Below are 25,476 nucleotides of genomic sequence, written 5' to 3' on the forward strand. Positions count from 1 at the left end.
GTCTTCAATCCTGAGAGGGTGAGGTACGGTCTGCGATGCGCGGCGCGGGGCCGGACGCGCCGTCCGGGGCGTCGAACGGATCCCAGATCAGGCGCGGATCGAACTGCATCGATGCGAGCATCGTCAGGATCACGACGCTGCCGAACGCGATTGCGCCCGGCCCTGCCGTGATCACCGCGAGCGACTTGAAGCGCACCAGCGCGACCGTGAGCGTGATGACGAACACGTCGAGCATCGACCAGCGGCCGATGCGCTCGACCATCCGGTACAGCTTCACGCGCTGCAGCGGACGCCAGCGCGAGCGGCGCTGCGCCGTGACCGCGAGCAGCACGAGCACGACGAGCTTGAGCATCGGCACCAGGATGCTCGCGACGAACACGATGACCGCGAGCGGCCAGTCGCCCGAGGTCCAGAAGTAGACGACGCCGCTCATGATCGTATCGTCTTGCGACCCGAGCAGCGACGCGGTGTGCAGGATCGGCAGCAGGTTCGCGGGAATATACAGCAACGCGGCGGCGATCAGCAGCGCCCACGTGCGCATCAGGCTGTCCGGGATGCGGCGGTGCAGCCGCGCGCCGCAACGCGCGCAGTGCTGGCGGCGCAGCGTGCGCTCGCGCGGCTCCACATGGCCGCAGGCGTGGCAGGCCACCATGCCGGCGCGCGACGCGGTGAGATAGCGCATGCCGGCCTAGCTCCGCTGCGCCGCGGGCCGCCCGCGCGCGCCTGCGGGCCGCCCGCGCGCGCCTGCGGGCCGCGCGCGGCGGGCCCGCAGGTCGTCGGCGATGTCCCACAGCGTGCGGGGATCGAACGTGACGACCACGACGAACATCAGCGTGAGCGCGCCGAACGCGAACAGCGCGGCCTCCGGGATCACGCGCGCGAGACTGACCATCTTCACCATCGTGACGAGCACGCCGAGCATGAACACTTCGATCATGCCCCAGGGGCGGACGAACTGGATGGCGCGCAGCACGAGGTTGAAGCCGGCCGGCACGTGGCCTGCGCGCAGCGGCAGCAGCACGTACAGCAGCGCGACGAGTTCGGTGACCGGAAACAGCGCCGTGGCGCAAAACACGATCACCGCGACGACCTGCATGTCTTCGTTCCACAGTGCGACAAGCGCGCCGAACAGCGTGGTGCGGGAAATGATGCCGTTCGCTTCGAGCTCGACGATCGGATAGCCGAGTGCAATCAGGAAGGTGATCAGCGCGGCGAGCGCCATGGCGCTGATGCCGTCGAGCCGGCCCGCCACGCTGCGCGAGAGCGTGGCGCCGCAGCGCGGGCAGCGCGCGATGGCGCGGCGGCCCAGCAGGCGCGGCTTGCTGAACAGCGCATCGCATTCGTGGCACGCGATCAGGTTGTCATGTTCCATACGGCTGTGAGGCAAAACGACGTGAGCGGGCGCGTGCGCCGCCGGCTTGCACGGCAAGGATGGGCAGAAGGCTCCGGCAATAGTACCAAACGCGCCTGCGAGGCGCGTGCGCGGGCCTTCAGCATTGGCCGTTCGGGAGGGTGGACAGTTTCCCGCCCCAATTGTTCAATGTACGCCTGGCACGAACCACTGCCGGACAAGGCGCCCGCGGGCGGCGGGCGGTGCGAGGGTAAACGCGGAATTCGCGCACCGGCGCCTTTATTTCCGGGCATAGTGGCGCACAGGCAGCGGATGCGCCGGGCGCGCAGCCATCCGGCCAGACAAGGGCGCAGTGCGGGCCCGGACCAATGATTCGCGCAACGGAGATCTGCATGAATGCAACGATGTCTGCAAGCGTCGCGGCGAGCCGCACGCAGTCGTGGCGGGTGGTGGTGGCCGCATCGATCGGCAACGCCCTGGAGTGGTTCGATCTGGTGGTCTATGGCTTCTTCGCGGTCCTGATTTCGAAGCTGTTCTTTCCGACCGGCAACGACACCGTGTCGCTGCTGCTCACGCTGGGCACGTTCGGCGTGTCGTTCTTCATGCGGCCGCTCGGCGCGATCGTGCTCGGTGCGTACGCGGACCGGGCCGGACGCAAGGCGGCGCTCACGCTGTCGATCATGCTGATGATGGTGGGCACGCTGATCATCGCGGTGCTGCCGACTTACGCGCAGATCGGTCTCGCCGCGCCGCTCGTGCTGGTGGCCGCACGGCTGATGCAGGGCTTCTCCGCGGGCGGCGAGTTCGGCAGCGCCACCGCGTTTCTCGCCGAGCACGTGCCGGGCCGGCGCGGCTTCTACGCGAGCTGGCAGATCGCCAGCCAGGGGCTGACCACACTGCTCGCGGCGGGCTTCGGGGTGGTGCTGACGGGCAGCCTGTCGCACGCGCAGCTGACGGCGTGGGGCTGGCGCGTGCCGTTCTGGTTTGGTCTGCTGATCGGGCCGGTGGCTTGGTACATCCGCCGCCGGCTCGACGAAACGCCCGAGTTTCTCGCGGCCGAGACGACCGGCACGCCGGTGCGCGACACGTTCGCGAGCCAGAAGCTGCGGCTCGCGATCGCGATCGGCACGGTGGTGCTCGGCACGGTGTCGACGTACCTTGTGCTGTTCACGCCGACCTACGGCGTAAAGCAACTGGGGCTCGCGCCGTCGGTCACGTTCGGCGCGATTGCGCTGATCGGCGTGATCCAGATGGTGTTTTCGCCGGTGGTGGGCCATCTGTCGGACCGGGTCGGGCGCACGCGCATCATGTTCGCGAGCGCGGTGCTGCTGCTCGTGCTGATCTATCCGGCGTTCGCGTATCTGGTCGCGCATCCTTCGATCGGCACGCTGATCGTCATGGAGATCGTGCTCGGCTTTCTGATGACGGGCTACTTCGGCGCGCTGCCGGGGCTCCTGTCGGAACTCTTTCCGGTGCAGACACGCACGACCGGCATGTCGCTCGCGTATAACATCGCGGTGACGATTTTCGGCGGCTTCGGGCCGTTCATCATCGAGTGGCTGATCGCATCGACCGGCTCGAAGGTTGCGCCGAGCTACTACATGATTTTTGCGGCGCTCGTGAGTCTTGCCGCGCTGCTTGCCGCGCGGCGCAAGCTCGGTTTCCGCTGAGCGGGGCCGTGGAGCGGGCGGGCGCGGCGGGTGCTGCGCCCGCTGCGCCCGCTGCGCCCGCTGGATGCGGGTCGAAGGGATGTGTGCGGGCTCGCGGCTGGCCTGCGCAAACCGGTCATTGCCGCTTGCGGTGATTGTCGATTGTGAAGGTAGGGAATGGTCAGTTGCGGACTCTCATATCGAGGCTCTGTTTCGTCGACCATTAACCTTGCAGCACGCTAGCTGTGCCGCTCAACTGTGCTGCACGTTTTAGCAGCGAACACCGCTTGTGCGGTGAACGGCGCATTGAGTGCCGCCGGGAAGCCCGCGTAGAGCGCCATCTGCATCAACACTTCAACGATCTCGTCGCGCGTGCAGCCGACATTCAGCGCTGCCTCGATGTGGATCCTCAGTTGCGGTTGTGCGTTTCCGAGCGCAGCGAGTGCGGCGATCGTCGATCGTTAGCGATTTGGACATGACAGACCCGAGGTTAGGACCTGGAGTGCACTCCAGGTCGAGCGCCACTTGACCCGGCTACTCCAAAAGAAAAAGCCGGTTCGGCAGAACCGGCTTTCTCGCTGCGGCACGCAGGCAGACCTTGCCCGCCCGCCGCGGCGCTCAAACCTGTGCGCCCGCGTTCGGGTCGTTCGGGTCGTGGCGCTCCTTCTTGTCCTTGATCAGATCCTCGCGCTTCACGCCGAGCCACATCGCGAGCGCCGCCGCGACGAATACCGACGAGTAGATGCCGAACAGGATGCCGATCGTCAGCGCGAGCGAGAAGTAATGCAGCGTCGGGCCGCCGAACAGGAACATCGACAGCACCATCATCTGCGTCGAACCGTGCGTGATGATGGTGCGCGAGATCGTGCTGGTGATCCCGTGGTTGATGACCTCGACGACCGTCATCTTGCGTTCGCGGCGGAACGTTTCGCGGATCCGGTCGAAAATCACCACCGATTCGTTCACCGAGTAGCCGAGCACCGCGAGCACCGCGGCCAGCACGGACAGCGAGAACTCCCACTGGAAGAACGCGAAGAAGCCGAGAATGATCACCACGTCGTGCAGGTTCGCGATGATGCCGGCGATCGCGTACTTCCATTCGAAGCGGAACGACAGGTAGATCACGATGCCCGCCACCACGCAGGCGAGCGCGAGCAGGCCGTTGGTGACGAGCTCCTTGCCCACCTGCGGCCCGACGAACTCCACGCGCTGCAGCAGCACCCCGCTATCCTGCGCTTTCAGCGCGGCCATCACCTGGTCGCTCTGTTGCGATGACGACAGCCCGTGGCGGATCGGCAGGCGGATCATCACGTCGCGCGAGGTGCCGAAATTCTGCACCTGCGCGTCCGGGTAGCCGAGCTTCGAGAGCGCGCCGCGCACCGGTTCGAGCGGGACCGCGCCGGGGTATTGCACCTCGACCACGGTGCCGCCGGTGAACTCCACCGACAGATGCAGCCCCCGATGCACGAGGAAGAACACGGCCGCGATGAACGTCACCAGCGAGATCGCGTTGAAGATCAACGCGCGCTGCATGAACGGAATGTCTTTGCGAATACGGAAAAATTCCATGGCTCAGTGCTCCGGGGTTCAGCGGGACGAACCCGGTTTCTGCGGCGGATTGCCGGGGCTGTTGCGGCGGCGCAGCTGCGCCTTGCCGGCGCCCGCGCGCGGCGCGGCCTTCGCCTTCGGCGCGCCCGCGGCCATGCCGTGCGCGCCTGCCGGCGCGGTGTCGTCGTGGCCGAGCCACGCGGCGCCTTCCGCCGGGGCGGGACGCCACACCTGGCCGATTGCGAGCGACTTCAGCTTCTTCTTGCCGCCATACCAGAAATTCACGAGGCCGCGCGAGAAGAACACCGCGGAGAACATCGACGTCAGGATACCGATGCAGTGCACGACCGCGAAGCCGCGCACCGGACCCGAGCCGAACGCGAGCAGCGCGAGACCGGCGATCAGCGTGGTCACGTTCGAGTCGAGAATGGTCGCCCACGCGTGCGCATAGCCGTTCTGGATCGCGAGCTGCGCGGGCGCGCCGTTGCGCAGTTCCTCGCGGATGCGCTCGTTGATCAGCACGTTCGCGTCGATCGCCATACCGAGCGCGAGCGCGATAGCGGCGATGCCCGGCAACGTCAGCGTGGCCTGCAGCATCGACAGCACCGCGACCAGCAGCAGCAGGTTCACCGACAGGCCGATCACCGAGACGAGGCCGAACAGCAGGTAGTACGCGATCATGAACACCGCGATCGCGATGAAGCCGCCCACCACCGAGTGGAAGCCCTTCTTGATGTTGTCGGCGCCGAGGCTCGGCCCGATCGTGCGCTCCTCGATGATGTCCATCGGTGCGGCGAGCGAGCCCGCGCGCAGCAGCAGCGCGAGGTCGGCGGCTGCTTGCGGGGTCGGCATGCCGGTGATCTGGAAGCGGTCGCCGAGCTCGGACTGGATCGTCGCGACCGTCAGCACCTGGCCCTTGCCCTTTTCGAACAGCACCATCGCCATCGGCTTGCCGATGTTGTCGCGCGACACCACCGCGAGCGCGCGCCCGCCCGCCGAATCGAGGCGGATGTTGACCGACGGGCGCTGGTGGTCGTCGAAGCCGGCCGACGCGTCGATGATGCGGTCGCCGGTGAAGATGACCTGCTTGCGCAGCAGCACCGGCGTGTCGTTGCCCTGGGTGAACAGCTCGTCGCCCGGCGGCACCGCTTCGCCCGGCGCCGGGTGGGTGTTCACCGGGTCGGCGAGGCGCGCTTCGAGCGTCGCGGTGCGGCCGATGATGTCCTTCGCCTTGGCCGTGTCCTGCACGCCCGGCAGCTCGACGACGATACGGTCGGCCCCTTGCTGCTGGATCACCGGCTCGGCCACGCCGAGTTCGTTCACGCGGTTGTGCAGCGTCTGCATGTTCTGCTTCAGCGCCGCTTCCTCGACGGACTTCTGCATCGCCGGGGCGAACGTGCCGGTCAGCTGGTAGCTGCCGTCAGGCGCGCTCTGGGTGGCCCACTGGAGTTCCGTGATGTTGCGCGTGAGCAGCTGGCTGGCGGAGTCGGCCGTGGCCTTGTCCGCGAAGTTCGCGACCACTGACTGGTTCACGCGGTTCACGCCGCCGTCGCGGATGTAGTTGTCGCGCAGCAGCGTGCGCGCATCCGACGCGTCGGAATCGAGCTTCTTGTTCAGCGCGCCCGCCATGTCGACCTGCAGCAGGAAGTGCACGCCGCCGCGCAGGTCGAGGCCGAGGTACATCGGCAGCGCGTGCAGCGCGGTGAGCCAGCGCGGCGAAGCGGCTTCGAGGTTCAGCGCGACCACGTAGGTCGGATCGTTCGGGTCGGGGTTCAGCGCCTTCGACAGCAGGTCTTTCACGCGCAGTTGCGTGTCGGTGTCGGTCACGCGCACGCGGATGTTCGCGTTGCTCGACGAATTGTCGAACGTGATGTCCGTCGGCGTGATGTGATCGGTGGCGAGCGCGTCTTCGATCCGCGCCATCGTCGCCGCGTCGAGCTTGACCGTTGCCTTGCCGCTCAGCACCTGCACCGCCGGCGCCTCGCCGAAGAAATTCGGTAGCGTGTAGACGAAGCCGATGACGAGCGCCACGACCATCACGACATACTTCCAGAGGGGGTAACGATTCATGGGGTGGTCCAACGGGAAAGTTGGCTGGGGAGCAGGCGTCCGGCGGGGGCGGTGTCCCCCGGCGGGGCCGGGGGCATGGCGCGCTTGCGGGCGGGGTGTCCGCGGCTGCCGCAAGGCCGCGCCGGACGCGAAAGAGCTGGCCTTACAGCGACTTGATCGTACCCTTCGGGAGAATCGTCGTGACGGCGGACTTCTGCACGGTGATTTCCGTGCCTTCGGCGATTTCGACGCCGATATACGCATCGCTCACCTTCGTCACCTTGCCGACGATGCCGCCGTTGGTGACGACCTCGTCGCCCTTGGACATCGACGCGAGCATGTTGCGGTGGTCCTTCTGGCGCTTCATCTGCGGGCGGATCATGATGAAGTAAAGCACAGCGAACATCAGGATGAGCGGCAGAAAGCTCATCAGATTCGATTCAGCACCGCCGGAGCCTTGAGCGAAGGCGTTGGAAATGAACGACACGTTGGTCTCTCCGTTGTAGCGATTGAAAAAATCAGCCGGGTATTCTACCACCGGCATCCGGGGCTACGCCGCCGTAAATCGGCTTTCCGATCAAGCCGTTAATGCGATTCCGGAAGGTCTGGAAGGCAAAATGTAATTTTCCGCACGTTGCGCGGACGGAAATTTCGCCGCCCGCGACCGGTGTCCGCGCAGCCCCGGCCGCGTGCCGCGCGCTAGCCCGGCTGATCCGCGCCGCGCGCGCGCTGTTCGTGAAACCGGCGGCGAAACGCGTCGAAGGCGCGGGCTTCGATCGCGGCGCGGATGTCGCCCATCAGTTCGAGGTAGTAGTGCAGGTTGTGGATCGTGTTGAGCTGCGCGCCGAGGATTTCGCCGACCCGATGCAGGTGATGCAGGTAGCCGCGCGTGAAGTGGCGGCAGGTGTAGCAGCCGCAGTGCTCGTCGAGCGGGCGCAGCGAGTTGCGGTGCACCGCATTGCGGATCTTGACGTCGCCAAAGCGCGTGAAGAGCCAGCCGTTGCGCGCGTTGCGGGTCGGCATCACGCAGTCGAACATGTCGACGCCGGCCGCGACGCCCGCGACGAGATCCTCCGGCGTGCCGACGCCCATCAGGTAGTGCGGCTTGTGCGCGGGCAGACGGGGGCCGATGTGGTTCAGCACCCGCATCATGTCCTCTTTCGGCTCGCCGACCGACAGCCCGCCGATCGCGAGGCCGTGGAAGTCCATCTGCGCGAGGCCCGCGAGCGACTCGTCGCGCAGGTCCTCGTACATGCCGCCCTGCACGATGCCGAACAGCGCGTTCGGATTGCCGAGCGCGCGGAATTCGCCGATCGAGCGCTGGGCCCAGCGCATCGACATGCGCATCGACGCCGCCGCGTCGGCGTGCGAGGTCGGCACGTTGTCGGTGGCGTACGGCGTGCACTCGTCGAACTGCATCACGATGTCCGAGTTCAGCACCTTCTGGATCTGCATCGACACTTCGGGCGACAGGAACAGCTTGTCGCCGTTCACCGGCGACGCGAACGTGACGCCGTCCTCGGTGATCTTGCGCAGGTCGCCGAGCGAGAACACCTGGAAGCCGCCGGAGTCGGTCAGGATCGGGCGCTGCCAGCCCATGAAGCGGTGCAGTCCGCCGTGCGCGGCGATCGTTTCGAGCCCGGGGCGCAGCCACAGGTGAAACGTGTTGCCGAGGACGATCTGCGCGCGCATCTCTTCCAGTTCGCGCGGCTGGGTCGCCTTCACGGTGCCGTACGTGCCGACCGGCATGAAGATCGGCGTCTCGACCACGCCGTGGTTCAGCGTGAGGCGGCCGCGGCGCGCGGCGCCGTCGGTCGCCAGCAGCTCGAACTTCAGGCCGTTCGCGGGCGGCGCGTGCGGGGTGTCCGGGCTCGGACAGGCCGGACAGGGCGTGCCGGGCGTGGGGATAGGACCATCGGTCATGCTGCACTCCTGTGCCACCGGAAAACAGTCCGGCGCAAATGATGACGAAGGCCGTCGCGCGGCGCGCGGCGGCCGGGTAATGCCCGTGTGGGCAACGACAGGCGTAGCGTCGCCCGGAACGGCATGGACGACGGCTGGGGCACCTGCAGGGACATCCTTCGGGGGCAACCCCGGGGACAACCTTCGGGGACAGCCTGTAGGGACAGCCTTCAGGGACAACCTGTAGAGACAGCCTTCGGGGACAACCTGTAGGGACAACCTGCCGGGACAACTCCAAGGACGACCTGTCGGGACAACCTGCGGGGACGACGAGCAGCGACACCCCCAGGGACGATTTGCAGCGATAACCCGCGGGGACGGCGGCAGCGCCGCGGCACTGGCGCTCCGCGCACGCGCACCCGCCGCGCGCGGACAGCTCGCTGCTTACGCGTCGTGCCGCGTGAGCAGCATTGCGTCGCCGTAGCTGAAGAACCGGTAACGCTGCGCGATCGCGTGACGGTAGGCCGCGCGGATCGTTTCCACGCCGGCGAACGCGGACACCAGCATCATCAGCGTCGATTTCGGCAGGTGGAAGTTCGTCACGAGCCGGTCCACCACGCGGAACCGGTAGCCGGGCGTGATGAAGATGTCGGTGTCCGCGCTGGTGGCGGCGAGCGGCCGGCCGGCTGCTTCGGCGTCGCGCGCGGCGGCTTCGAGCGCGCGCATCGACGTGGTGCCCACCGCGATCACGCGGTTGCCGCGCGCGCGCGCCGCGGCGATCTGCTCGACCAGCGTCTGCGGCAACTGATACCACTCGCTGTGCATCCGGTGCTCGGCGATGTTCTCGACGCGCACCGGCTGGAACGTGCCCGCGCCGACGTGCAGCGTGAGCGTCGCGCGCTCGACGCCGTGCGCGTCGAGCCGGGCGAGCAGCGCCTCGTCGAAGTGCAGGCCGGCGGTGGGCGCTGCCACCGCGCCGGGGTTCTGCGCGAACACGGTCTGATAGCGGGCCTCGTCGGTCGCGTCCGGGTCGTGCGCGATATAAGGCGGCAGCGGTAGCCGGCCGAACTGTTCGATCAGCGTGAGACAGTCCTGCGGGAAGTGCAGCGTGTAGAACGGCTCGACCCGCTCGCCGACGGTCGCCTCGAACGCGTCGGCGAGGCGCAGCGTCGTGCCCGGCGCGGGGCTTTTGCTCGCGCGGATCTGCGCAAGCGCGGTCCGCTCGCCGGTGAGGCGCTCGACCAGCACCTCGATGCGCCCGCCGCTGGCCTTCTGGCCGAGGAAGCGCGCTTTCAGGACTTTGGTATCGTTGAACACGAGCAGGTCGCCTCGCGCGATGCACGCGGGCAGTTCGGCAAAGCGGCGGTCGACCAGCCGGGTGGGCGCCGCGAGGCTGTCCACCTCGAGCAGGCGGCTGGCGCTGCGCTCGGGCAGCGCGGTTTGCGCGATCAGCTCGGGCGGCAGGTCGAAATCGAAATCGGAAAGCGTAAACATGCGGAGTGGATCAGGTTGCGTTGCCGGCAGCGGCCGCGGATGCGCGCGCGCCGTGTGCCGCCGCGCCGGCTAACGGCGGCGTGCGGCTATGATGGCGGGACGCTGCGATGGCCCGGGCGGAACGTAACGGCTTCCCGACGACCGCCCGATGGCTGCAAGCATCGCGGCAAGGATGGCTGCGAAACCTCTTATTGTACTTGTACTGACGAAGCAACCCATGCCCGTGTCCGAACGCCGTGTGTCCCCTGCCGTCGACGAAGCGGATGCCGCGCCGCCGCGGCGCGCTGCCCGCCGCCGCGGCGGCGCGCTCGTGAAGCCGCCGCTGCACGGCGCGGGTGCGGCGGCGGGCGGAGCAGTGGCGGGCGAAGCGGCGGTGACGAGCGAAGCAACAGCAGCGGGCGAGGCAGCGGCGGCGGGCGGGGCAGCGGCGGGCGGAGCAGCGGCGACGGGCGGAGCAACAGCAGCGGGCGAGGCAGCGGCGACGGGCGGAGCAGCAGCGGGCGGCGCAGCAACGGCCAAAGCAGCGGCGCGCGAAGCCCCGGCGGGGGCGGCAGTGGAATCCGCAGGCGAGGCGCCGGCCGTCGGCCGGCAAGCCGCGAAGCCGGGCGCGAAGGCAGCCGCCAAGCCCGCCGACAAGCTCGCGAAGCTCGGACTCACGCGCTCGATCGACCTCGTGCTGCATCTGCCGATGCGCTACGAAGACGAAACCTCGCTCACGCCGATCGGGCATCTGCTGCCGGGCGGCGTCGCGCAGACAGAAGGGGTCGTGTTCGACAACGAGATCGCGTACCGGCCGCGTCGCCAGCTGCTCGTGAAGCTGCGCGACGACGCGGGCGACGAGCTGATCCTGCGCTTTCTGAACTTCTACGGCTCGCAGGTGAAGCAGATGGCGGTCGGCGCGCGGCTGCGCGTGCGCGGCGACGTGCGCGGGGGCTTCTTCGGCATGGAGATGGTGCATCCGGCCGTGCGTGTCGTCGACGCCGACACGCCGCTGCCGCAGGCGCTCACGCCGGTTTATCCGGGCACCGCGGGCGTGTCGCAGGCCTATCTGCGCAAGGCGATCGACAACGCGCTCGCGCGTACGCCGCTGCCCGAACTGCTGCCGGAGCCGGTCGCGCAGGCGTGTCTTGCGCCGCTCGGCGTGCCGTCGCTCACGGAGGCCGTGCGCATGCTGCATCATCCGGACGCGGCCGACGACGAAACCGCGCTGATGGACGGCACGCACCCGGCGTGGGTGCGCATCAAGTTCGAGGAACTGCTCGCGCAGCAGCTCTCGCTCAAGCGCGCGCACGAGGAGCGGCGCAGCCGCGCGGCGCCGGCGATGCCGCGGCGCCGCGCCGACGATCCGGCCGGCCTCGTCGCGCGGCTATTGCAGGCGTTGCCGTTTGTGCTGACCGGCGCGCAACAGCGCGTGTGCGGCGAGATCGCGCTCGATCTGACGCAGCCGCATCCGATGCAGCGGCTGCTGCAGGGCGACGTCGGCAGCGGCAAGACGATCGTCGCGGCGCTGGCCGCCGCGCAGGCGATCGACGCCGGCTACCAGGCCGCACTGATGGCGCCCACCGAAATCCTCGCCGAGCAGCACGCACGCAAGCTGCGCGGCTGGCTCGAACCGCTCGGCATCCAGGTGGCGTGGCTCGCGGGCAGCCTGAAGACGCGCGAGAAGCGCGCCGCGCTCGAAGCCGCGGCGCTCGGCACCGCGCAGCTCGTGATCGGCACGCACGCGATCATTCAGGACGTGGTCGAATTCGCGCGGCTCGGGCTCGTGATCGTCGACGAACAGCACCGCTTCGGCGTCGCGCAGCGGCTCGCGCTGCGCGCGAAGGCGCAGCGCGCGGCCGACGGCGCCGAGCGCTTCCAGCCGCACCAGCTGATGATGTCGGCCACGCCGATCCCGCGCACGCTGGCCATGACGTTTTACGCGGACCTTGATGTATCGACGATCGACGAACTGCCGCCCGGCCGCACCCCGATCCTCACGCGGCTCGTGTCCGACGCGCGTCGCGAAGAGGTGATCGGCCGCGTGCGCGAGGCCGCGCTGACCGGCCGTCAGGTGTACTGGGTGTGTCCGCTGATCGAGGAAAGCGAGACGCTGCAGCTGCAGACCGCGGTCGAAACCTGCGAGACGCTGGTGGCCGCGCTGCCCGAGCTGAAGGTGGGGCTCGTGCACGGGCGGCTTGCGCCCGCCGAGAAGGCCGCCGTGATGGACGCGTTCAGCCGCAACGAAGTGCAGCTGCTGGTCGCGACCACCGTGATCGAGGTGGGGGTCGACGTGCCGAATGCGTCGCTGATGGTGATCGAGCATGCGGAGCGCTTCGGCCTCGCGCAGTTGCATCAGTTGCGCGGCCGCGTCGGGCGCGGCAGCACTGCGTCGGTGTGCGTGCTGATGTACGCCGGGCCGCTATCGCTTACCGCGCGCGCGCGGCTGCAGACGATGCGCGAAACCACCGACGGCTTCGAGATCGCGCGGCGCGACCTCGACATCCGCGGCCCCGGCGAGTTTCTCGGCGCGCGCCAGTCGGGCGCCGCGATGCTGCGCTTCGCGGACCTGCAGCAGGACGGCTGGCTGATCGAGCCGGCACGCGAGGCAGCCGAGCGGCTGCTGCGCGATTATCCGGAGGTCGTCACGCAGCATCTGAACCGCTGGCTCGGCACCCGCGAGCAGTATCTGAAGGCGTGATCGCGGCGCGCGCCGGGGAGGCGGGGCCCTTGCGGGCCGTGGCGGACAATTCCTGTGCGGCGGGAGGTTGGCGAACCGGCCCCGTCGGTGTATAACTGAAACCTATCGAATTCAGGCATTGATTGGGCCCCCAATGACGCTCACTGAACTGAAATACATCGTTGCGGTTGCCCGGGAGCGGCATTTCGGCCGCGCGGCGGAGGCGTGCTTTGTGAGCCAGCCGACGCTGTCGGTGGCGATCAAGAAGCTTGAGGACGAGCTGAACGTGCAGATTTTCGAGCGCGGCACGAGCGAAGTGAGCGTGACGCCGATCGGCGAGCAGATCGTCACGCAGGCGCAGCGCGTGCTCGAACAGACGCTCGCGATCAAGGAAATCGCCAAGCAGGGCAAGGATCCGCTCGTCGGGCCGCTGCGTCTCGGCGTCATCTACACGATCGGGCCGTACCTGCTGCCGACGCTCGTCAAGCAGATGATCAGGCGCGTGCCGCAGATGCCGCTGATGCTGCAGGAAAACTACACGCTGAAGCTGATCGAACTGCTCAAGCAGGGCGAAATCGACGTCGCGATCATGGCGCTGCCGTTCCCGGAGACCGGGCTGATGCTGCGTCCGCTGTACGACGAGCCGTTCGTCGTCGCGCTGCCGTCGGGGCATGCGTGGGAGAGCCGTCCGAAGATCGATCCGGGCGACCTGAAGCAGGAGACCATGCTGCTGCTCGGCAGCGGCCATTGCTTCCGCGATCACGTGCTCGGCGTGTGTCCCGAGCTGATGCGCTTTTCCCAGAACGCGGACGGAATCCAGAAGACGTTCGAAGGGTCGTCGCTCGAGACGATTCGCCATATGGTCGCAAGCGGTGTCGGCATCACGGTGCTGCCGCGCATGTCGGTGCAGGAGGTCAAGCCGCATGCGGGCGGCGCTGACTCGGGTCTGCTCAGCTATGTGCCGTTCGACGAACCGGTGCCCGATCGCCGCGTGGTGCTCGCGTGGCGCAAGAGCTTCACGCGGATGCCGGCGATCGACGCGATCTGCGATGCCATCCACGCGTGCGACCTGCCCGGCGTGAGCAAGCTCGATCTCCCAGCCGCCGTGAGCTGAGCGCGCGCGGCGGCCCAAGGCTATCGAATAGATTAAATCAATCAAAAACATAAAATAGATAGCTGTTATATACTGCCTCTCATGGATCGGCCGATCCCGCCTGCCGTGCGCTGAGCGCGTCGTGTGCGCCGCATCGGCCGTTTGTCGAAACATCGCGGAGCCGAAGGAGAGCGATCATGATCCAGATGAGGACGAACACCGGTGCCCCGTCCGTCGCCGGACCGCTGGCGCGGCACGCGCATCGCGCGGCGCGCAGGATGATCGGCCTTGCGATCGTCGGCAGCGGCTACGCGGCGATCTTCGCGCACGGCCTGCCGCATCTGTTCGGCGGCTAGGCGCACGGCAAGATCCGGGGTGCGGGCGAGCCAGGCCGCGCCACTTGCAAGCATCCGGTAAGCTCTCAGTCATCGGGGTCATCGCAGTCATCGCGCGCGGACCCCTGTCGCGCGCCGTCCGTCGGTTCGCATCACGCCAACAAAAGGAGGCTCCATGCCCAGGAAGGAAACCGTTCAGCACGTCAACATCGGCATCGGCGACAAGGATCGCAAGAAAATCGCCGAAGGCCTGTCGCGCCTGCTCGCCGATACGTACACGCTGTACCTGAAGACCCACAACTTCCACTGGAACGTCACGGGTCCGATGTTCAACACGCTTCACCTGATGTTCGAGACGCAGTACACCGAGCTTGCGCTCGCGGTCGACGCGATCGCCGAACGCATCCGCGCGCTGGGTGTCCATGCGCCGGGCAGCTACAAGGATTTTGCGAAGCTGTCGTCGATCCCCGAGGCGGACGGCGTGCCGGCCGCGGAGGAGATGATCCGCCAGCTCGTCGAAGGGCAGGAGGCGGTCGTGCGCACCGCGCGCGCGATTTTCCCGCTCACCGAAGCGGCCCACGACGAGCCGACCGCCGACCTGCTGACGCAGCGCATGCAGACCCACGAGAAGACCGCGTGGATGCTGCGCTCGATGCTGGCCTGAGCGTTGCGCGGACCCGCGCGCCGGCAAGACGGATGGCGCACGAGGCCTCCCCTGGCGGGAGGCTTTTTTTACGCCCGGTGAAAACCGGCGGAGTCGGCACGGGTGCCGCCGGCCGATCCCGTAAAATGTCGCGACCCGTTGCCCGGAGTTCCGCCCGCCGATGTTTGCACGACTTCCGCTCTATCTGCGTCTGATCCGCATGGACAAGCCGATCGGCAGCCTGCTGCTGCTGTGGCCGACGCTCAACGCGCTGTGGATCGCCGCGGACGGCCGTCCGCGGCTCTCGCTGCTGGCGATCTTCGTGGTCGGCACCGTGCTGATGCGCTCGGCCGGCTGCGCGATCAACGACTACGCGGACCGCGATTTCGACCGACACGTGAAGCGCACCGCCGGAAGGCCGATCACGTCGGGGAAGATTCACGCGTGGGAAGCGGTCGCGCTGGCCGGGGTGCTCGCGCTGCTCGCGTTCCTGCTGATCCTGCCGCTCAATGGGTTGACGAAGGAACTGTCGGTGCTCGCGCTGTTCGTCGCGGTGTCGTATCCGTTCACGAAGCGCTTCTTTGCGATTCCGCAGGCCTATCTCGGGATCGCATTCGGCTTCGGCATTCCGATGGCGTTCGCGGCCGTGCAGGATCACGTGCCGCCGCTCGCGTGGCTGATGCTGCTGGCGAACGTATTCTGGTCGGTCGCGTACGACACCGAGTACGCGATGGTCGATCGCGACGACGACATTCGCATCGGCATCCGCACGTCGGCGCTGACCTTCGGGCGCTACGACGTGTTCGCGGTGATGCTGTGCTACGCGCTCACGCTCGGCATCTATCTGCGCATCGGGCTCGCGCTCGGCTTTGGCTGGCCGTACTGGCTCGGCTGGGCGGCCGCCGCCGGGTGCGCGATCTATCACTACACGCTGATTCGCGGCCGCGAGCGCATGCCGTGCTTCGCCGCGTTCCGCCACAACAACTGGCTGGGCGGCGCGCTGTTCGCGGGCATCGCCGCACACTACGCGCTCGCGTCGCTCTGACGCGGCGCCGCCCGCTCGCGGCTCGCGCGTTACAGCTTGCCGAACTCGTCGCCCATTTCGCGGGCGCGCGCATCCGCGGCCAGCACGCCGCGCACGATCGCCGCTTTCACGCCGCTCGCGTCGAACGAGGCGAGCGCCGCGGCCGTCGTGCCGCCCTTCGACGTGACGCGCTCGCGCAGCACGCCGGGCGGCTCGTCGGATTGGGCGGCAAGCTGTGCCGCGCCGGTGAACGTCGCGAGCGCGAGCGCGCGGGCCTGTGCGTCGTCCATGCCGAGCTGGCGGGCCGCGTCCTGCAACGCCTCGATGAAGTAGAACACGTAAGCGGGCCCGCTGCCCGAGAGGGCCGTGACCGCATCGATTTTCGCTTCGTCGTCGAACCAGACCGTGCTGCCGACCGCGGCCAGCACGTCGCTCGCCAGCTGGCGATCGGCCGCGTCGAGCGCGCCGGTAGCGGCCAGTCCGGCGACGCCCATGCCGATCAGCGCGGGCGTATTCGGCATCACGCGCACGATGCGCGGATGGCCGTTGAGCCAGCGCGACAGATCGGCCGCGCGAATGCCCGCGACAATGCTGATTACGACCTGGCGCGCGCCGAGATGCGGTGCGAGCGCTGCGGCCACGTCCTTCGCGACCTGCGGTTTGACGGCGAGCACGATGGCGTCGAACGGGGCGAGCGCCGCGTCGGCGCAGGCGCCGGTGCGGATGCCGAAGTGCGCTTCGTTGCGCCGGCGCACGTCGTCGTTCGGATCGATCGCGTACAGGTCGGCCGGCGCGACGCCGTGGCGGATCAGCCCGCCGATGATCGCAGCGGCCATGTTGCCGCCGCCAATGAAGGCAATTTTCATGATGTTTGCAAAAGGGTCAGTGTGAGTAGTCGCGTGTGCCGAAGATCGCCGTGCCGATGCGCACGAGCGTCGCGCCTTCGAGCACGGCGGCTTCGAGGTCGCTCGACATGCCCATCGACAGCGTGTCGAGCGCGAGTCCGTCGGCGCGCAACCGGTCGAACAGCGCGCGCAGCTGGCGATGCGGCGCGCGTTGCGCGTCCGATGTCGCAGCCGGTTCGGGAATCGACATCAGTCCGCGCAGGCGCAGCCGCGGCAGCGCCGCGATCGCGTGCGCGACCTCGGCGGCTTCGGCCGGCGCGACGCCGGACTTCGAGGCTTCGCCGCTCACGTTCACCTGCAGGCAGACGTTCAGCGGCGGCAGGGTTGCCGGCCGCTGCTCGGACAGGCGCTGGGCGATCTTCAGTCGATCGACCGAGTGCACCCAGTCGAAGTGTTCGGCGACCGGACGGGTCTTGTTCGATTGCAGCGGCCCGATGAAATGCCAGTCGAGCGCCGCGCGCAGATCCGCGAGCGCGGCGATCTTCGCGACGGCTTCCTGCACGTAGTTCTCGCCGAACGCGCGCTGGCCCGCCGCGTAGGCGGCGCGCACGGCTTCGGCGGGAAAGGTCTTCGATACCGCGAGCAGCATGACCGAATCGGGCGCGCGGCCGGCTTGCCGCGCGGCCGCCTCGATTCGCTGCCGCACGGCGGTGAGGTGGTGAGCGAGATCTGACATCGGGAATCGGTTGAGTCTGTACGACAGGCGATGGTGCGGATTATACGGACCGCGGACCGTGGACCGCGCTCCGCGCTACGCGTACAGCATGTGCTCGACGAGTTCGATCCAGTGCGCCACCGGCGTCGACGTGCCGCTTTGCAGATGCGCGATGCAGCCGACGTTCGCCGAGACGATCACTTGCGGCTCCTGGGCGGCGAGCTTCTCCAGCTTCTGCGTGCGCAGCGCATACGACAGCGACGGCTGCGTGAGCGAATAGGTGCCCGCCGAACCGCAGCACAGATGGCTGTCATCCGGCACGCGCACCTCGATGCCGAGCGCGGTGAGCAGGTGCTCGACCTTGCCGCGCAACTGCTGTCCGTGCTGCAGCGTGCAGGGCGAGTGAAACACGACCGTGTGCACGGCGCGGCGGTGCGCGAGCGCGGCGAGCGTCTCCTCGAATTGCGGCAGCACCTCGCAGATGTCGCGTGTCAGCGCGGCGATGCGTCGCGCCTTGTCCGCGTAGGCCGGATCTTCGCGCAGCAGATGCGCGTATTCCTTGACGGTCGCGCCGCAGCCCGACGCGTTCATCACGATCGCTTCGACGCCCTGCTCGACATACGGCCACCACGCGTCGATATTCGCGCGAATGTCGTCGAGCCCTTCGGCGTGGTAGCCCAGATGCAGGCGGATCGCGCCGCAGCAGCCGGCTTCGGGCGCAATCAGGGTTTCGACGCCGAGCGCGTCGAGCACGCGCGCCGTCGCGATGTTCACGTTCGGCATCATCGACGGCTGCACGCAGCCCGCGAGCATCAGCATCTTGCGCGCGTGCTTCGCGGTGGGCCATTCGAGCTGCCGGTGACGGGGCGGCACCTTGTCGCGCAGCTTCTTCGGCAGCAGCGGCCGCACGTGCTGGCCGATGCGCATGGCCGGCGCGAACAGCGCGCTGTTCGGCACCGTGCTCGCGAGCAGGCGGCGCAGCATCCGCTGGCCGAGCGGGCGCCTGACCTTGTCCTCGGCGATCTTGCGGCCGATCTCGACCAGCCGCCCGTACTGCACGCCCGACGGGCAGGTGGTCTCGCAGTTGCGGCAGGTGAGGCAGCGGTCCAGATGGGTTTGCGTGCTGCGCGTGACCGGCGCGCCCTCGACCATCTGCTTGACGAGGTAGATGCGGCCGCGCGGGCCGTCGAGCTCGTCGCCCAGCAACTGATAGGTCGGGCAGGTGGCGGTGCAGAAGCCGCAATGCACGCATTTGCGCAGGATCGCGTCGGCCTCTGCGCCGTCCGCGCTCTGGCGGATGAAGTCCGCGAGGTTGGTTTGCATCGCGTCGCTCAGAAATCGGAGTACAGGCGGCCGCGGTTGAACACGCGGGCGGGATCGAACGCGGTCTTCAGACCGCGGTGAATTTTCATCAATGGCGCGGGCAGCGGCGAGAATACGCCGGCGCTGCGGTCGTAGTTCGCGCCGGTGCGGAACATCGTTGCATGGCCGCCGGCCTGTTTCGCGCTGATGCGCACGGTCTGCGCGTCGGTGTCGGTGATCCACCAGCGCTGGCCGCCGCCCCATTCCATCAGCTGCGCGCCGGGCAGTTGCAGCGGCTCGGTGATCGACGGCAGGGCGAGCCGCCACAGCGCCGCGTTCGGCGCGATGCCGGAAAAGAACGGATCGGTCTGCTCGCGCAGGCCGGCCCAGAAGCGCTCGGCCTCGACCGCGTCGACGACCTCGCCGCCCAGCGCGGTGCGCGCGGTCTTGACGGCGGCTTCGGCGCCGCCCAGGCGCACCACCAGTGTGCCGTTGCGCCACGCGCTCGCGGTGATCGGCAGCGGCCGGCCGCCCCATTCGTTGAGCTTGCGGACGGCGTCGGTGCCGGTCATGTCGAACTTCAGCGTGGTCTCGGCCTTCGGCTGCGGCAGCACCTTCACCGACAGTTCGAGGATCAGCCCGAGCGTGCCGAGGGAGCCGGCCATCAGCCGCGAGACGTCGTAGCCGGCCACGTTCTTCACGACGCGGCCGCCGAAATTCAGCACTTCGCCCTTGCCGTTCATGACGAGCGTGCCGAGCACGAAGTCGCGCACCGCGCCGGCGGCCGGCCGGCGCGGCCCGGCGATACCGGCCGCGACGCAGCCGCCGAGCGTCGCGCCGGCGCCGAAGTGCGGCGGCTCGAACGGCAGCATCTGCGCATGCTCGCCGAGCACTGCTTCGATCTCGGCAAGCGGGGTGCCGGCGCGCGCGGTGATGACGAGTTCGGCCGGATCGTAGTCGACGATGCCGTGGTGCGCGCGCGTGTCGAGAATCTCGCCCTCGAGGGTCTGCCCGTACCAGTCCTTGGTGCCGCCGCCGCGAATGCGCAGCGCGCGGCCTTCGGCGGAGGCCGAACGGATCTGTTCGGCCCAGGCGGCGACGATCTCGCTCTCTTCCATGGTGTGATGTGTCGTTGTCTTCTGATCGATTTTACCGGGCGCCGCCTGTCTCGCAACCCGGAGCGGACCCGCATCGGCGGGGGCAGGGTTGGCACGCATGGACGCTGGCGCCGCGCGGTGTCAGCCCTCGCACGGCGCGTTCCGGCCATGCGCGGTCCGGCGGGCGAGGGCGTCGTCGCGCGCCCGGGCATCGGCCGGGACGCGGCGCCCGCGCCGCTCGGGCGCGGGCGCCACCGTGGCCGCCGCAGGCATGCTCCAGAGCGGCATCGACAGTGTGCCCGGAGGGCAGGTTCAGAAGCGGGTTATGAGCGGGTTATGAGCGGGTTCAGAAGCGGGTCAAGACGCGCGTTCGGAAGCGTGTTAGGCGCGTGCTCAGAACCGCGGCAGGTCGGGATGCGGCAGCAGACCGCCGCGCACGTGCATCTTGCCGTACTCGGCGCAGCGCGCGCGCGTCGGGATGCCCTTGTCCGGGTTGAGCAGCCCGGGCGCGTCAAACGCGCGCTTGACCGCGTGGAACGTGTCCCGCTCTTCAGGCGAGAACTGCACGCACATCGAATTGATCTTCTCGATGCCCACGCCGTGCTCGCCCGTCACCGTGCCGCCCAGCTCGACGCAACTCTCCAGGATGTCCGCGCCGAACGCCTCCGCGCGGTGCCACTCGTCCGGGTCGTTGCCGTTGAAGAGGATCAGCGGGTGCATGTTGCCGTCGCCGGCATGGAACACGTTGATGCAGCGCAGCCCGTAGGTCTTCTCCATCTGCTCGATGCGCGCGAGCAGCGGCCCGATGCTGCGGCGCGGCACCGTGCCGTCCATGCAGTAGTAGTCCGGCGAGATGCGGCCGGCCGCCGGGAACGCGTTCTTGCGCCCGGACCAGAAGCGCAGCCGCTCGGCTTCGGAGCGCGAGATCTGGATGCGCGTCGCGCCGTGCTCGCGCAGCACCGCGGTCATGCGGACGATTTCGTCCGCGACTTCCTCGGGCGTGCCGTCCGATTCGCACAGCAGGATCGCGGCGGCGTCGAGGTCGTAGCCCGCCCGCACGAACTCCTCGACTGCGCGCGTGGCGGGCTTGTCCATCATTTCGAGGCCGGCGGGGATGATGCCCGCCGCGATGATCCCGGCGACTGCCTCGCCGCCGCGCACGACGTCGTCGAAGCTCGCCATCACCACCTGGGCCGTCTGCGGCTTCGGGATCAGTTTCACGGTGATCTCGGTGACGATGGCGAACATGCCTTCGCTGCCGATCATCACCGCGAGCAGGTCGAGGCCGGGCGCGTCCGGCGCGCACGAGCCGAACTCGACGACTTCGCCTTCCATCGTGATGGCGCGCACGCGCAGCACGTTGTGCACGGTGAGGCCGTACTTCAGGCAATGCACGCCGCCCGAGTTCTCCGACACATTGCCGCCGATCGTGCAGGCGATCTGCGACGACGGGTCCGGCGCGTAGTAGAGCCCGAACGGCGCGGCCGCCTCGGAGATCGCGAGATTGCGCACGCCGGGCTGGACGGTGGCGGTGCGCGCGTACGGATCGACTTCGACGATCTTGCGAAAGCGCGCGAGCGACAGCACCACGCCATGCCGGATCGGCATCGCGCCGCCCGACAGGCCGGTGCCCGCGCCGCGCGGCACGATCGGCACCTGCAGCCGGTGGCAGATCTGCACGACGCGCTGGACCTGCGCCTCGGTTTCCGGCAGCGCGACCGCGAGCGGCAGGCGGCGATAGGCCGCGAGGCCGTCGCATTCGTAAGCGACCGTGTCTTCCGCGCGGTATAGCAGGCAATGATTCGGCAGCACGGCCATCAGCGCCTGCACGACCTCGCGCTGACGCTGCGCGAGCGCCTCGGCGGACAATTCCGCGGGTGCGTTCATTGTCGTTCTCCTCTGTTTTCCCGGTCTCCGCCGGCGCGGCGGCGCGGCCGCCGCTCACCGGCGGCCACGCGCCGCCGTGGGCTCACGCCGCCCACGAGAAAATCTTGCCCGGATTCATCAGGTTGCGCGGATCGAGCGCATGCTTGAGCGCGCGCATCACGTCGACGGCGACCTCGCCGTGCTCTTCGAGCAGAAAGCCCATTTTGTGCAGACCGACGCCGTGCTCGCCGGTGCAGGTGCCGTCCATGCGCAGCGCGCGCTGCACGATGCGGTGATTCAGCCGCTCGGCCTCGGCGAGTTCGTCGGGCCGGTTGGGATCGATCAGGATCGCGACGTGGAAATTGCCGTCGCCGACGTGGCCGACGATCGGACAGGGCAGCGGCGAGCCGGCGAGATCCTGCTCCGTCTCGGCGACGCACTCCGCGAGACGTGAAATCGGCACGCAGACGTCGGTGGTGACGGCCCGGCAGCCCGGCTTCAACTGCAGCATCGCGAAGTACGCGTTGTGCCGCGCGTTCCACAACCGCGTGCGGTCTTCCGGCCGCGTCGCCCACTCGAAACCTTCGCCGGCGTTCTGCGCGGCAATGTCCTGGACGAGTTCGGCCTGCTCTTTCACGCCGGCTGCGGTGCCGTGGAACTCGAAGAACAGCGTTGGCGCCTCGCGCAGCGCGAGGTTCGCGTGGCGGTTGATCGCACGGATCGCGAGCGGGTCGACGAACTCGACGCGCGCGACCGGCACGCCCATCTGGATCGTTTCGATCACCGCGCGCACCGCCTCGCCCATCGACGGGAACGCGCACACCGCGGCCGACACCGCTTCCGGCTGCGGATAGAGCCGCAGCGTGATCTCCGTGATCACGCCGAGCGTGCCTTCGGAGCCGACCATCAGGCGCGTGAGGTCGTAGCCGGCCGACGACTTGCGCGCGCGCGTGCCGGTGCGGATCGTGCGGCCGTCGGCGAGGACCACGGCGAGGCCGAGCACGTTCTCGCGCATCGTGCCGTAGCGCACCGCGTTGGTACCGGAGGCGCGCGTCGCGGTCATGCCGCCGATGCTCGCGTCCGCACCCGGATCGATCGGGAAGAACAGGCCCGTGTCGCGCAGCGCTTCGTTGAGCTGCTTGCGCGAGATGCCGGGCTCGACCGTGACGGTGAGGTCTTCGGCGTTGATCGACAGCACGCGGTTCATCTCCGACAGGTCGATCGACACGCCCCCCTGCACGGCCAGCAGATGCCCCTCCAGCGACGAGCCGTTGCCGTACGGAATGACCGGCACGTCATGCTGGCCGCACAGCCGCACGACGCTCTGCACGTCCGCGGCGCTGCGGGCGTACACGACGGCGTCGGGCAATTGCGGATCGAACGGGGACTCGTCGCGGCCATGATGCGCGCGGACGGCTTCGGCCACGGAGACGCGCTCGCCGAACGCGCTCTTGAGCGCCGCGAGCAGGTCGGCAGGGAAAGGGCGGCGCAGCGGCGCCGGCGGCGCGGGATGGTTCACACGTGTCTCCTGATTCCTGATGGTATCGGCGGGCGGATCGGGCGGCGTACCGTGCATGCGCACGCGGCGAACCGGCCGGTTCATTTTACGCCGATCGTGCAACGGCCGGCGCGCGGCGGCCACGGCTCCTATAATGGCGGCGGCCGGTTTGCCGCTTGTGGCCCGGCACGTCTGGATCGGCCCTATCGGGCATGGGATACATCATGGGCAACCGCTTGAGCAGGATTACGACGCGCACCGGCGACGACGGCACCACGGGCCTCGGCGACGGGAGCCGGGTGCGCAAGGACGACGCGCGCATCGCGGCGATGGGCGACGTCGACGAACTGAATTCGCAGGTAGGCGTGCTGCTGTGCGAGACGCTGCCGGACGACGTGCGGGCGGCGCTGGTAGCTGTGCAGCACGACCTGTTCGATCTCGGCGGCGAGCTGTGCATCCCGGGTCACACGATGATCACCGATGCGCATCTCGCGCGGCTCGACGGCTGGCTCGAGCAGTACAACGCGACGCTCTCGCCGCTGAAGGAGTTCATTTTGCCGGGCGGATCGCGCGCGGCGGCGCTGGCGCACGTGTGCCGGACGGTGTGCCGGCGCGCCGAGCGCAGCATCGTGACGCTCGGTGCAGACGAGGCGCTCGCGGCCGCGCCGCGCCGCTACGTGAACCGGCTGTCCGACCTGTTGTTCGTGCTGGCGCGCGTGCTGAACCGCGCGGACGGCGGCACGGACGTGCTGTGGCAGCACGAGCGCGGCGCGAAGCCGGCGAAGGAGGCAGGTGAAAGCGGCGGGTAGAAGCGGGCGGGGGCGGGGGTAACCGGCGCTGGCAGCGGAGAGCAGAAGGCAGCAGCACGATAAAAGCGGCGCTTGCTGCGTGTGAAATCGTGTGCCGAGCCGACCGGCGCGTGGGCGGGTTCCGTTGAATTCCGCCGGGTTCCCCGGCACGGCCGGGCGCCGCTGCGCCCGGCCGTGCCCGCAGTGGCTCAGTTCCCGCAGCGGCTCAGTTCCCGCTGCCGCGCGCGATGCGGCGCTGCCGGACCGCGTCGGCGAGCCCTTCGAGCACGCCGACGCTTTCGTCCCAGCCGATGCACGCGTCCGTGATGCTCTGCCCGTAAGCGAGCGCGCAGCCTTCCTTCAGGTCCTGACGGCCGGCAATCAGGTGCGACTCGACCATCACGCCGACGATCCGCTCGTCGCCGCTGCCGATCTGGCGGCCGATGTCGGCGCACACCGGAATCTGGTTCTCGTGCTTCTTCGAGCTGTTCGCGTGGCTCGCGTCGATCATCAGGCGGGCGGCGAGCCCGGCCTTGCCGATGTCCGCGCAGGCGGCGTCGACGCTCTGCGCATCGTAGTTCGGCGCCTTGCCGCCGCGCAGGATGACGTGGCAGTCCTCGTTGCCGGCGGTCGACACGATCGCCGAATGGCCGCCCTTCGTCACGGACAGGAAATGGTGCGGCTGCGACGCGGCCTTGATCGCATCGACGGCGATCTTCACGTTGCCGTCCGTGCCGTTCTTGAAGCCGACCGGGCACGAGAGGCCCGACGCCAGTTCGCGGTGCACCTGCGACTCGGTCGTGCGCGCGCCGATCGCGCCCCACGAGATCAGGTCGGCGATGTACTGCGGGCTGATCATGTCGAGGTACTCGGTGCCCGCCGGCAGGCCGAGCTCGTTGATGCGCAGCAGCAGTTCGCGTGCGGCGCGCAGGCCGTCGTTGATCTTGAAGCTGTTGTCCAGATGCGGGTCGTTGATGAGCCCCTTCCAGCCAACCGTCGTGCGCGGCTTCTCGAAGTACACGCGCATCACGATTTCGAGTTCGCCGGCGAAGCGCTTGCGCTGCTCGACGAGGCGCGCCGCGTAGTCGAGCGCGGCCTTCGGATCGTGGATCGAGCACGGCCCGATCACGACGATCAGCCGGTCTTCCATCCCGTGCAGGATCCGGTGCAGCGCCTGGCGCGCGTGGTAGATCAGGTCGGACACCGGCTCTTCGCACGGGAATTCGCGGATCAGGTGTGCGGGCGGCGTGAGTTCTTTCAATTCGCGAATACGGACATCGTCGGTGTTGTGCGGGGGCATGGCGGTTCTCCTTGTGCGGTGCCGCGGGTTTCGTCCGTCCGCGGGCAAGGGCGGGGGCGGAGCGAAACGCGCCCGGCATACGGCCGGTTTCGGGGTTGCGCGGCGAAACGGGTCAATGAAACGGGTCAATAAACGGGGTTAAAACCGGAGGGGCGAAAAAAAACCGCCAGACTCGCTGGCGGTTTTTCGGGAATTTCGGGTGGCTTACATGCGTTCACACCCCTCTCGATCCGCCAGCGGTCTGAGATGCCAGAAAAAGTAAAAATAAAACTTGGCGGACATGATGGGAGGAGGGAGCGAGTCGGCGCGAGCCAAAAA

Annotated in this window: 21 protein-coding genes and 1 pseudogene; 7 read left to right on the forward strand and 15 right to left on the reverse strand. The window is 68.5% G+C overall.

All coding sequences use genetic code 11. The annotated features are described in order from the left end of the window. Positions 1 to 4 precede the first annotated feature (4 nt). Positions 5 to 682: a paraquat-inducible protein A gene (locus AC3AP7_RS01630; RefSeq protein ID WP_475766208.1), complete on the reverse strand. Its 678-nt coding sequence runs from the start codon at positions 680 to 682 to the stop codon at positions 5 to 7. Positions 683 to 688: 6 nt separating this feature from the next. Further along, entirely contained in the window at positions 689 to 1,372 is a 684-nt protein-coding gene (locus tag AC3AP7_RS01635) for a paraquat-inducible protein A (RefSeq protein ID WP_475766206.1), read from the reverse strand. Between the two features lie 371 nt (positions 1,373 to 1,743). On the opposite strand from AC3AP7_RS01635, the gene AC3AP7_RS01640 reads away from it, so the two are divergent. Beyond that, the gene (locus AC3AP7_RS01640) at positions 1,744 to 3,021 is read left to right on the forward strand and encodes an MFS transporter (RefSeq protein ID WP_475766204.1); all 1,278 of its coding nucleotides are present in this window, start codon (positions 1,744 to 1,746) and stop codon (positions 3,019 to 3,021) included. A gap of 218 nt (positions 3,022 to 3,239) precedes the next feature. Here the strand turns inward: AC3AP7_RS01640 and AC3AP7_RS01645 are convergent. The 6 genes and pseudogenes from AC3AP7_RS01645 to queA form a co-directional block, all read right to left on the reverse strand. Continuing rightward, positions 3,240 to 3,458 (reverse strand): annotated as a pseudogene (locus AC3AP7_RS01645) (carboxymuconolactone decarboxylase family protein); the annotation flags it as partial. A gap of 160 nt (positions 3,459 to 3,618) precedes the next feature. Next, a complete protein-coding gene (secF, locus tag AC3AP7_RS01650; protein WP_475766202.1) occupies positions 3,619 to 4,569 on the reverse strand; it encodes a protein translocase subunit SecF in 951 nt (316 codons plus the stop codon). Between the two features lie 18 nt (positions 4,570 to 4,587). After that, positions 4,588 to 6,618, reverse strand: a complete 2,031-nt coding sequence (gene secD / locus AC3AP7_RS01655) for a protein translocase subunit SecD (protein ID WP_475766200.1) — start codon at positions 6,616 to 6,618, stop codon at positions 4,588 to 4,590. Between the two features lie 142 nt (positions 6,619 to 6,760). Then, positions 6,761 to 7,084, reverse strand: a complete 324-nt coding sequence (yajC, locus tag AC3AP7_RS01660; protein ID WP_475766198.1) for a preprotein translocase subunit YajC — start codon at positions 7,082 to 7,084, stop codon at positions 6,761 to 6,763. A 212-nt stretch (positions 7,085 to 7,296) separates the two neighbouring features. Beyond that, positions 7,297 to 8,520, reverse strand: coding sequence for a tRNA guanosine(34) transglycosylase Tgt (gene tgt / locus AC3AP7_RS01665; protein ID WP_475766197.1), 1,224 nt, complete (start codon positions 8,518 to 8,520; stop codon positions 7,297 to 7,299). Positions 8,521 to 8,943: 423 nt separating this feature from the next. Beyond that, the gene (gene queA / locus AC3AP7_RS01670) at positions 8,944 to 9,993 is read right to left on the reverse strand and encodes a tRNA preQ1(34) S-adenosylmethionine ribosyltransferase-isomerase QueA (protein WP_475766195.1); all 1,050 of its coding nucleotides are present in this window, start codon (positions 9,991 to 9,993) and stop codon (positions 8,944 to 8,946) included. 217 nt (positions 9,994 to 10,210) lie between these two features. Between queA and recG the strand changes: the two genes are divergently transcribed. The 5 genes from recG to ubiA all read left to right on the forward strand — a co-directional run bounded on the left by recG (position 10,211) and on the right by ubiA (position 15,768). After that, the gene (gene recG, locus AC3AP7_RS01675) at positions 10,211 to 12,673 is read left to right on the forward strand and encodes an ATP-dependent DNA helicase RecG (protein WP_475766193.1); all 2,463 of its coding nucleotides are present in this window, start codon (positions 10,211 to 10,213) and stop codon (positions 12,671 to 12,673) included. 133 nt (positions 12,674 to 12,806) lie between these two features. Continuing rightward, entirely contained in the window at positions 12,807 to 13,766 is a 960-nt protein-coding gene (locus tag AC3AP7_RS01680) for a LysR substrate-binding domain-containing protein (RefSeq protein ID WP_475766191.1), read from the forward strand. Positions 13,767 to 13,942: 176 nt separating this feature from the next. Further along, positions 13,943 to 14,101 (forward strand): hypothetical protein, encoded by a 159-nt coding sequence (locus tag AC3AP7_RS01685; protein ID WP_475766189.1) that lies wholly within the window; start codon positions 13,943 to 13,945, stop codon positions 14,099 to 14,101. Between the two features lie 154 nt (positions 14,102 to 14,255). Then, positions 14,256 to 14,744 carry a Dps family protein gene (locus AC3AP7_RS01690; protein ID WP_475766187.1) on the forward strand — a complete coding sequence of 163 codons (489 nt, stop codon included), beginning with the start codon at positions 14,256 to 14,258 and terminating at the stop codon, positions 14,742 to 14,744. A 160-nt stretch (positions 14,745 to 14,904) separates the two neighbouring features. Next, complete coding sequence (gene ubiA, locus AC3AP7_RS01695; RefSeq protein ID WP_475766185.1) at positions 14,905 to 15,768, forward strand: 4-hydroxybenzoate octaprenyltransferase; 864 nt, start codon at positions 14,905 to 14,907, stop codon at positions 15,766 to 15,768. Positions 15,769 to 15,797: 29 nt separating this feature from the next. Here the strand turns inward: ubiA and proC are convergent, their stop codons facing one another. From proC to AC3AP7_RS01725, 6 genes are all read right to left on the reverse strand, one after another. After that, entirely contained in the window at positions 15,798 to 16,613 is an 816-nt protein-coding gene (gene proC / locus AC3AP7_RS01700) for a pyrroline-5-carboxylate reductase (RefSeq protein WP_475766183.1), read from the reverse strand. A 16-nt stretch (positions 16,614 to 16,629) separates the two neighbouring features. Further along, the gene (locus tag AC3AP7_RS01705) at positions 16,630 to 17,328 is read right to left on the reverse strand and encodes a YggS family pyridoxal phosphate-dependent enzyme (RefSeq protein WP_475766181.1); all 699 of its coding nucleotides are present in this window, start codon (positions 17,326 to 17,328) and stop codon (positions 16,630 to 16,632) included. Between the two features lie 75 nt (positions 17,329 to 17,403). Then, a complete protein-coding gene (gene glcF / locus AC3AP7_RS01710) occupies positions 17,404 to 18,630 on the reverse strand; it encodes a glycolate oxidase subunit GlcF (protein ID WP_475766180.1) in 1,227 nt (408 codons plus the stop codon). Positions 18,631 to 18,638: 8 nt separating this feature from the next. Then, positions 18,639 to 19,727, reverse strand: a complete 1,089-nt coding sequence (glcE, locus tag AC3AP7_RS01715; protein WP_475766178.1) for a glycolate oxidase subunit GlcE — start codon at positions 19,725 to 19,727, stop codon at positions 18,639 to 18,641. 372 nt (positions 19,728 to 20,099) lie between these two features. Beyond that, positions 20,100 to 21,593: an FAD-linked oxidase C-terminal domain-containing protein gene (locus tag AC3AP7_RS01720; protein ID WP_475766177.1), complete on the reverse strand. Its 1,494-nt coding sequence runs from the start codon at positions 21,591 to 21,593 to the stop codon at positions 20,100 to 20,102. 82 nt (positions 21,594 to 21,675) lie between these two features. Continuing rightward, positions 21,676 to 23,091: an FAD-binding oxidoreductase gene (locus AC3AP7_RS01725; protein ID WP_475766175.1), complete on the reverse strand. Its 1,416-nt coding sequence runs from the start codon at positions 23,089 to 23,091 to the stop codon at positions 21,676 to 21,678. 203 nt (positions 23,092 to 23,294) lie between these two features. Between AC3AP7_RS01725 and AC3AP7_RS01730 the strand changes: the two genes are divergently transcribed. Then, positions 23,295 to 23,879 (forward strand): cob(I)yrinic acid a,c-diamide adenosyltransferase, encoded by a 585-nt coding sequence (locus AC3AP7_RS01730; protein WP_475766174.1) that lies wholly within the window; start codon positions 23,295 to 23,297, stop codon positions 23,877 to 23,879. A gap of 205 nt (positions 23,880 to 24,084) precedes the next feature. On the opposite strand, the gene aroG is transcribed toward AC3AP7_RS01730, so the two are convergent. Further along, positions 24,085 to 25,158 (reverse strand): 3-deoxy-7-phosphoheptulonate synthase AroG, encoded by a 1,074-nt coding sequence (gene aroG / locus AC3AP7_RS01735; protein ID WP_475766172.1) that lies wholly within the window; start codon positions 25,156 to 25,158, stop codon positions 24,085 to 24,087. Positions 25,159 to 25,476 lie beyond the last annotated feature (318 nt).

The sequence above is a fragment of the Paraburkholderia sp. PAMB 6770 genome, assembly GCF_057748135.1.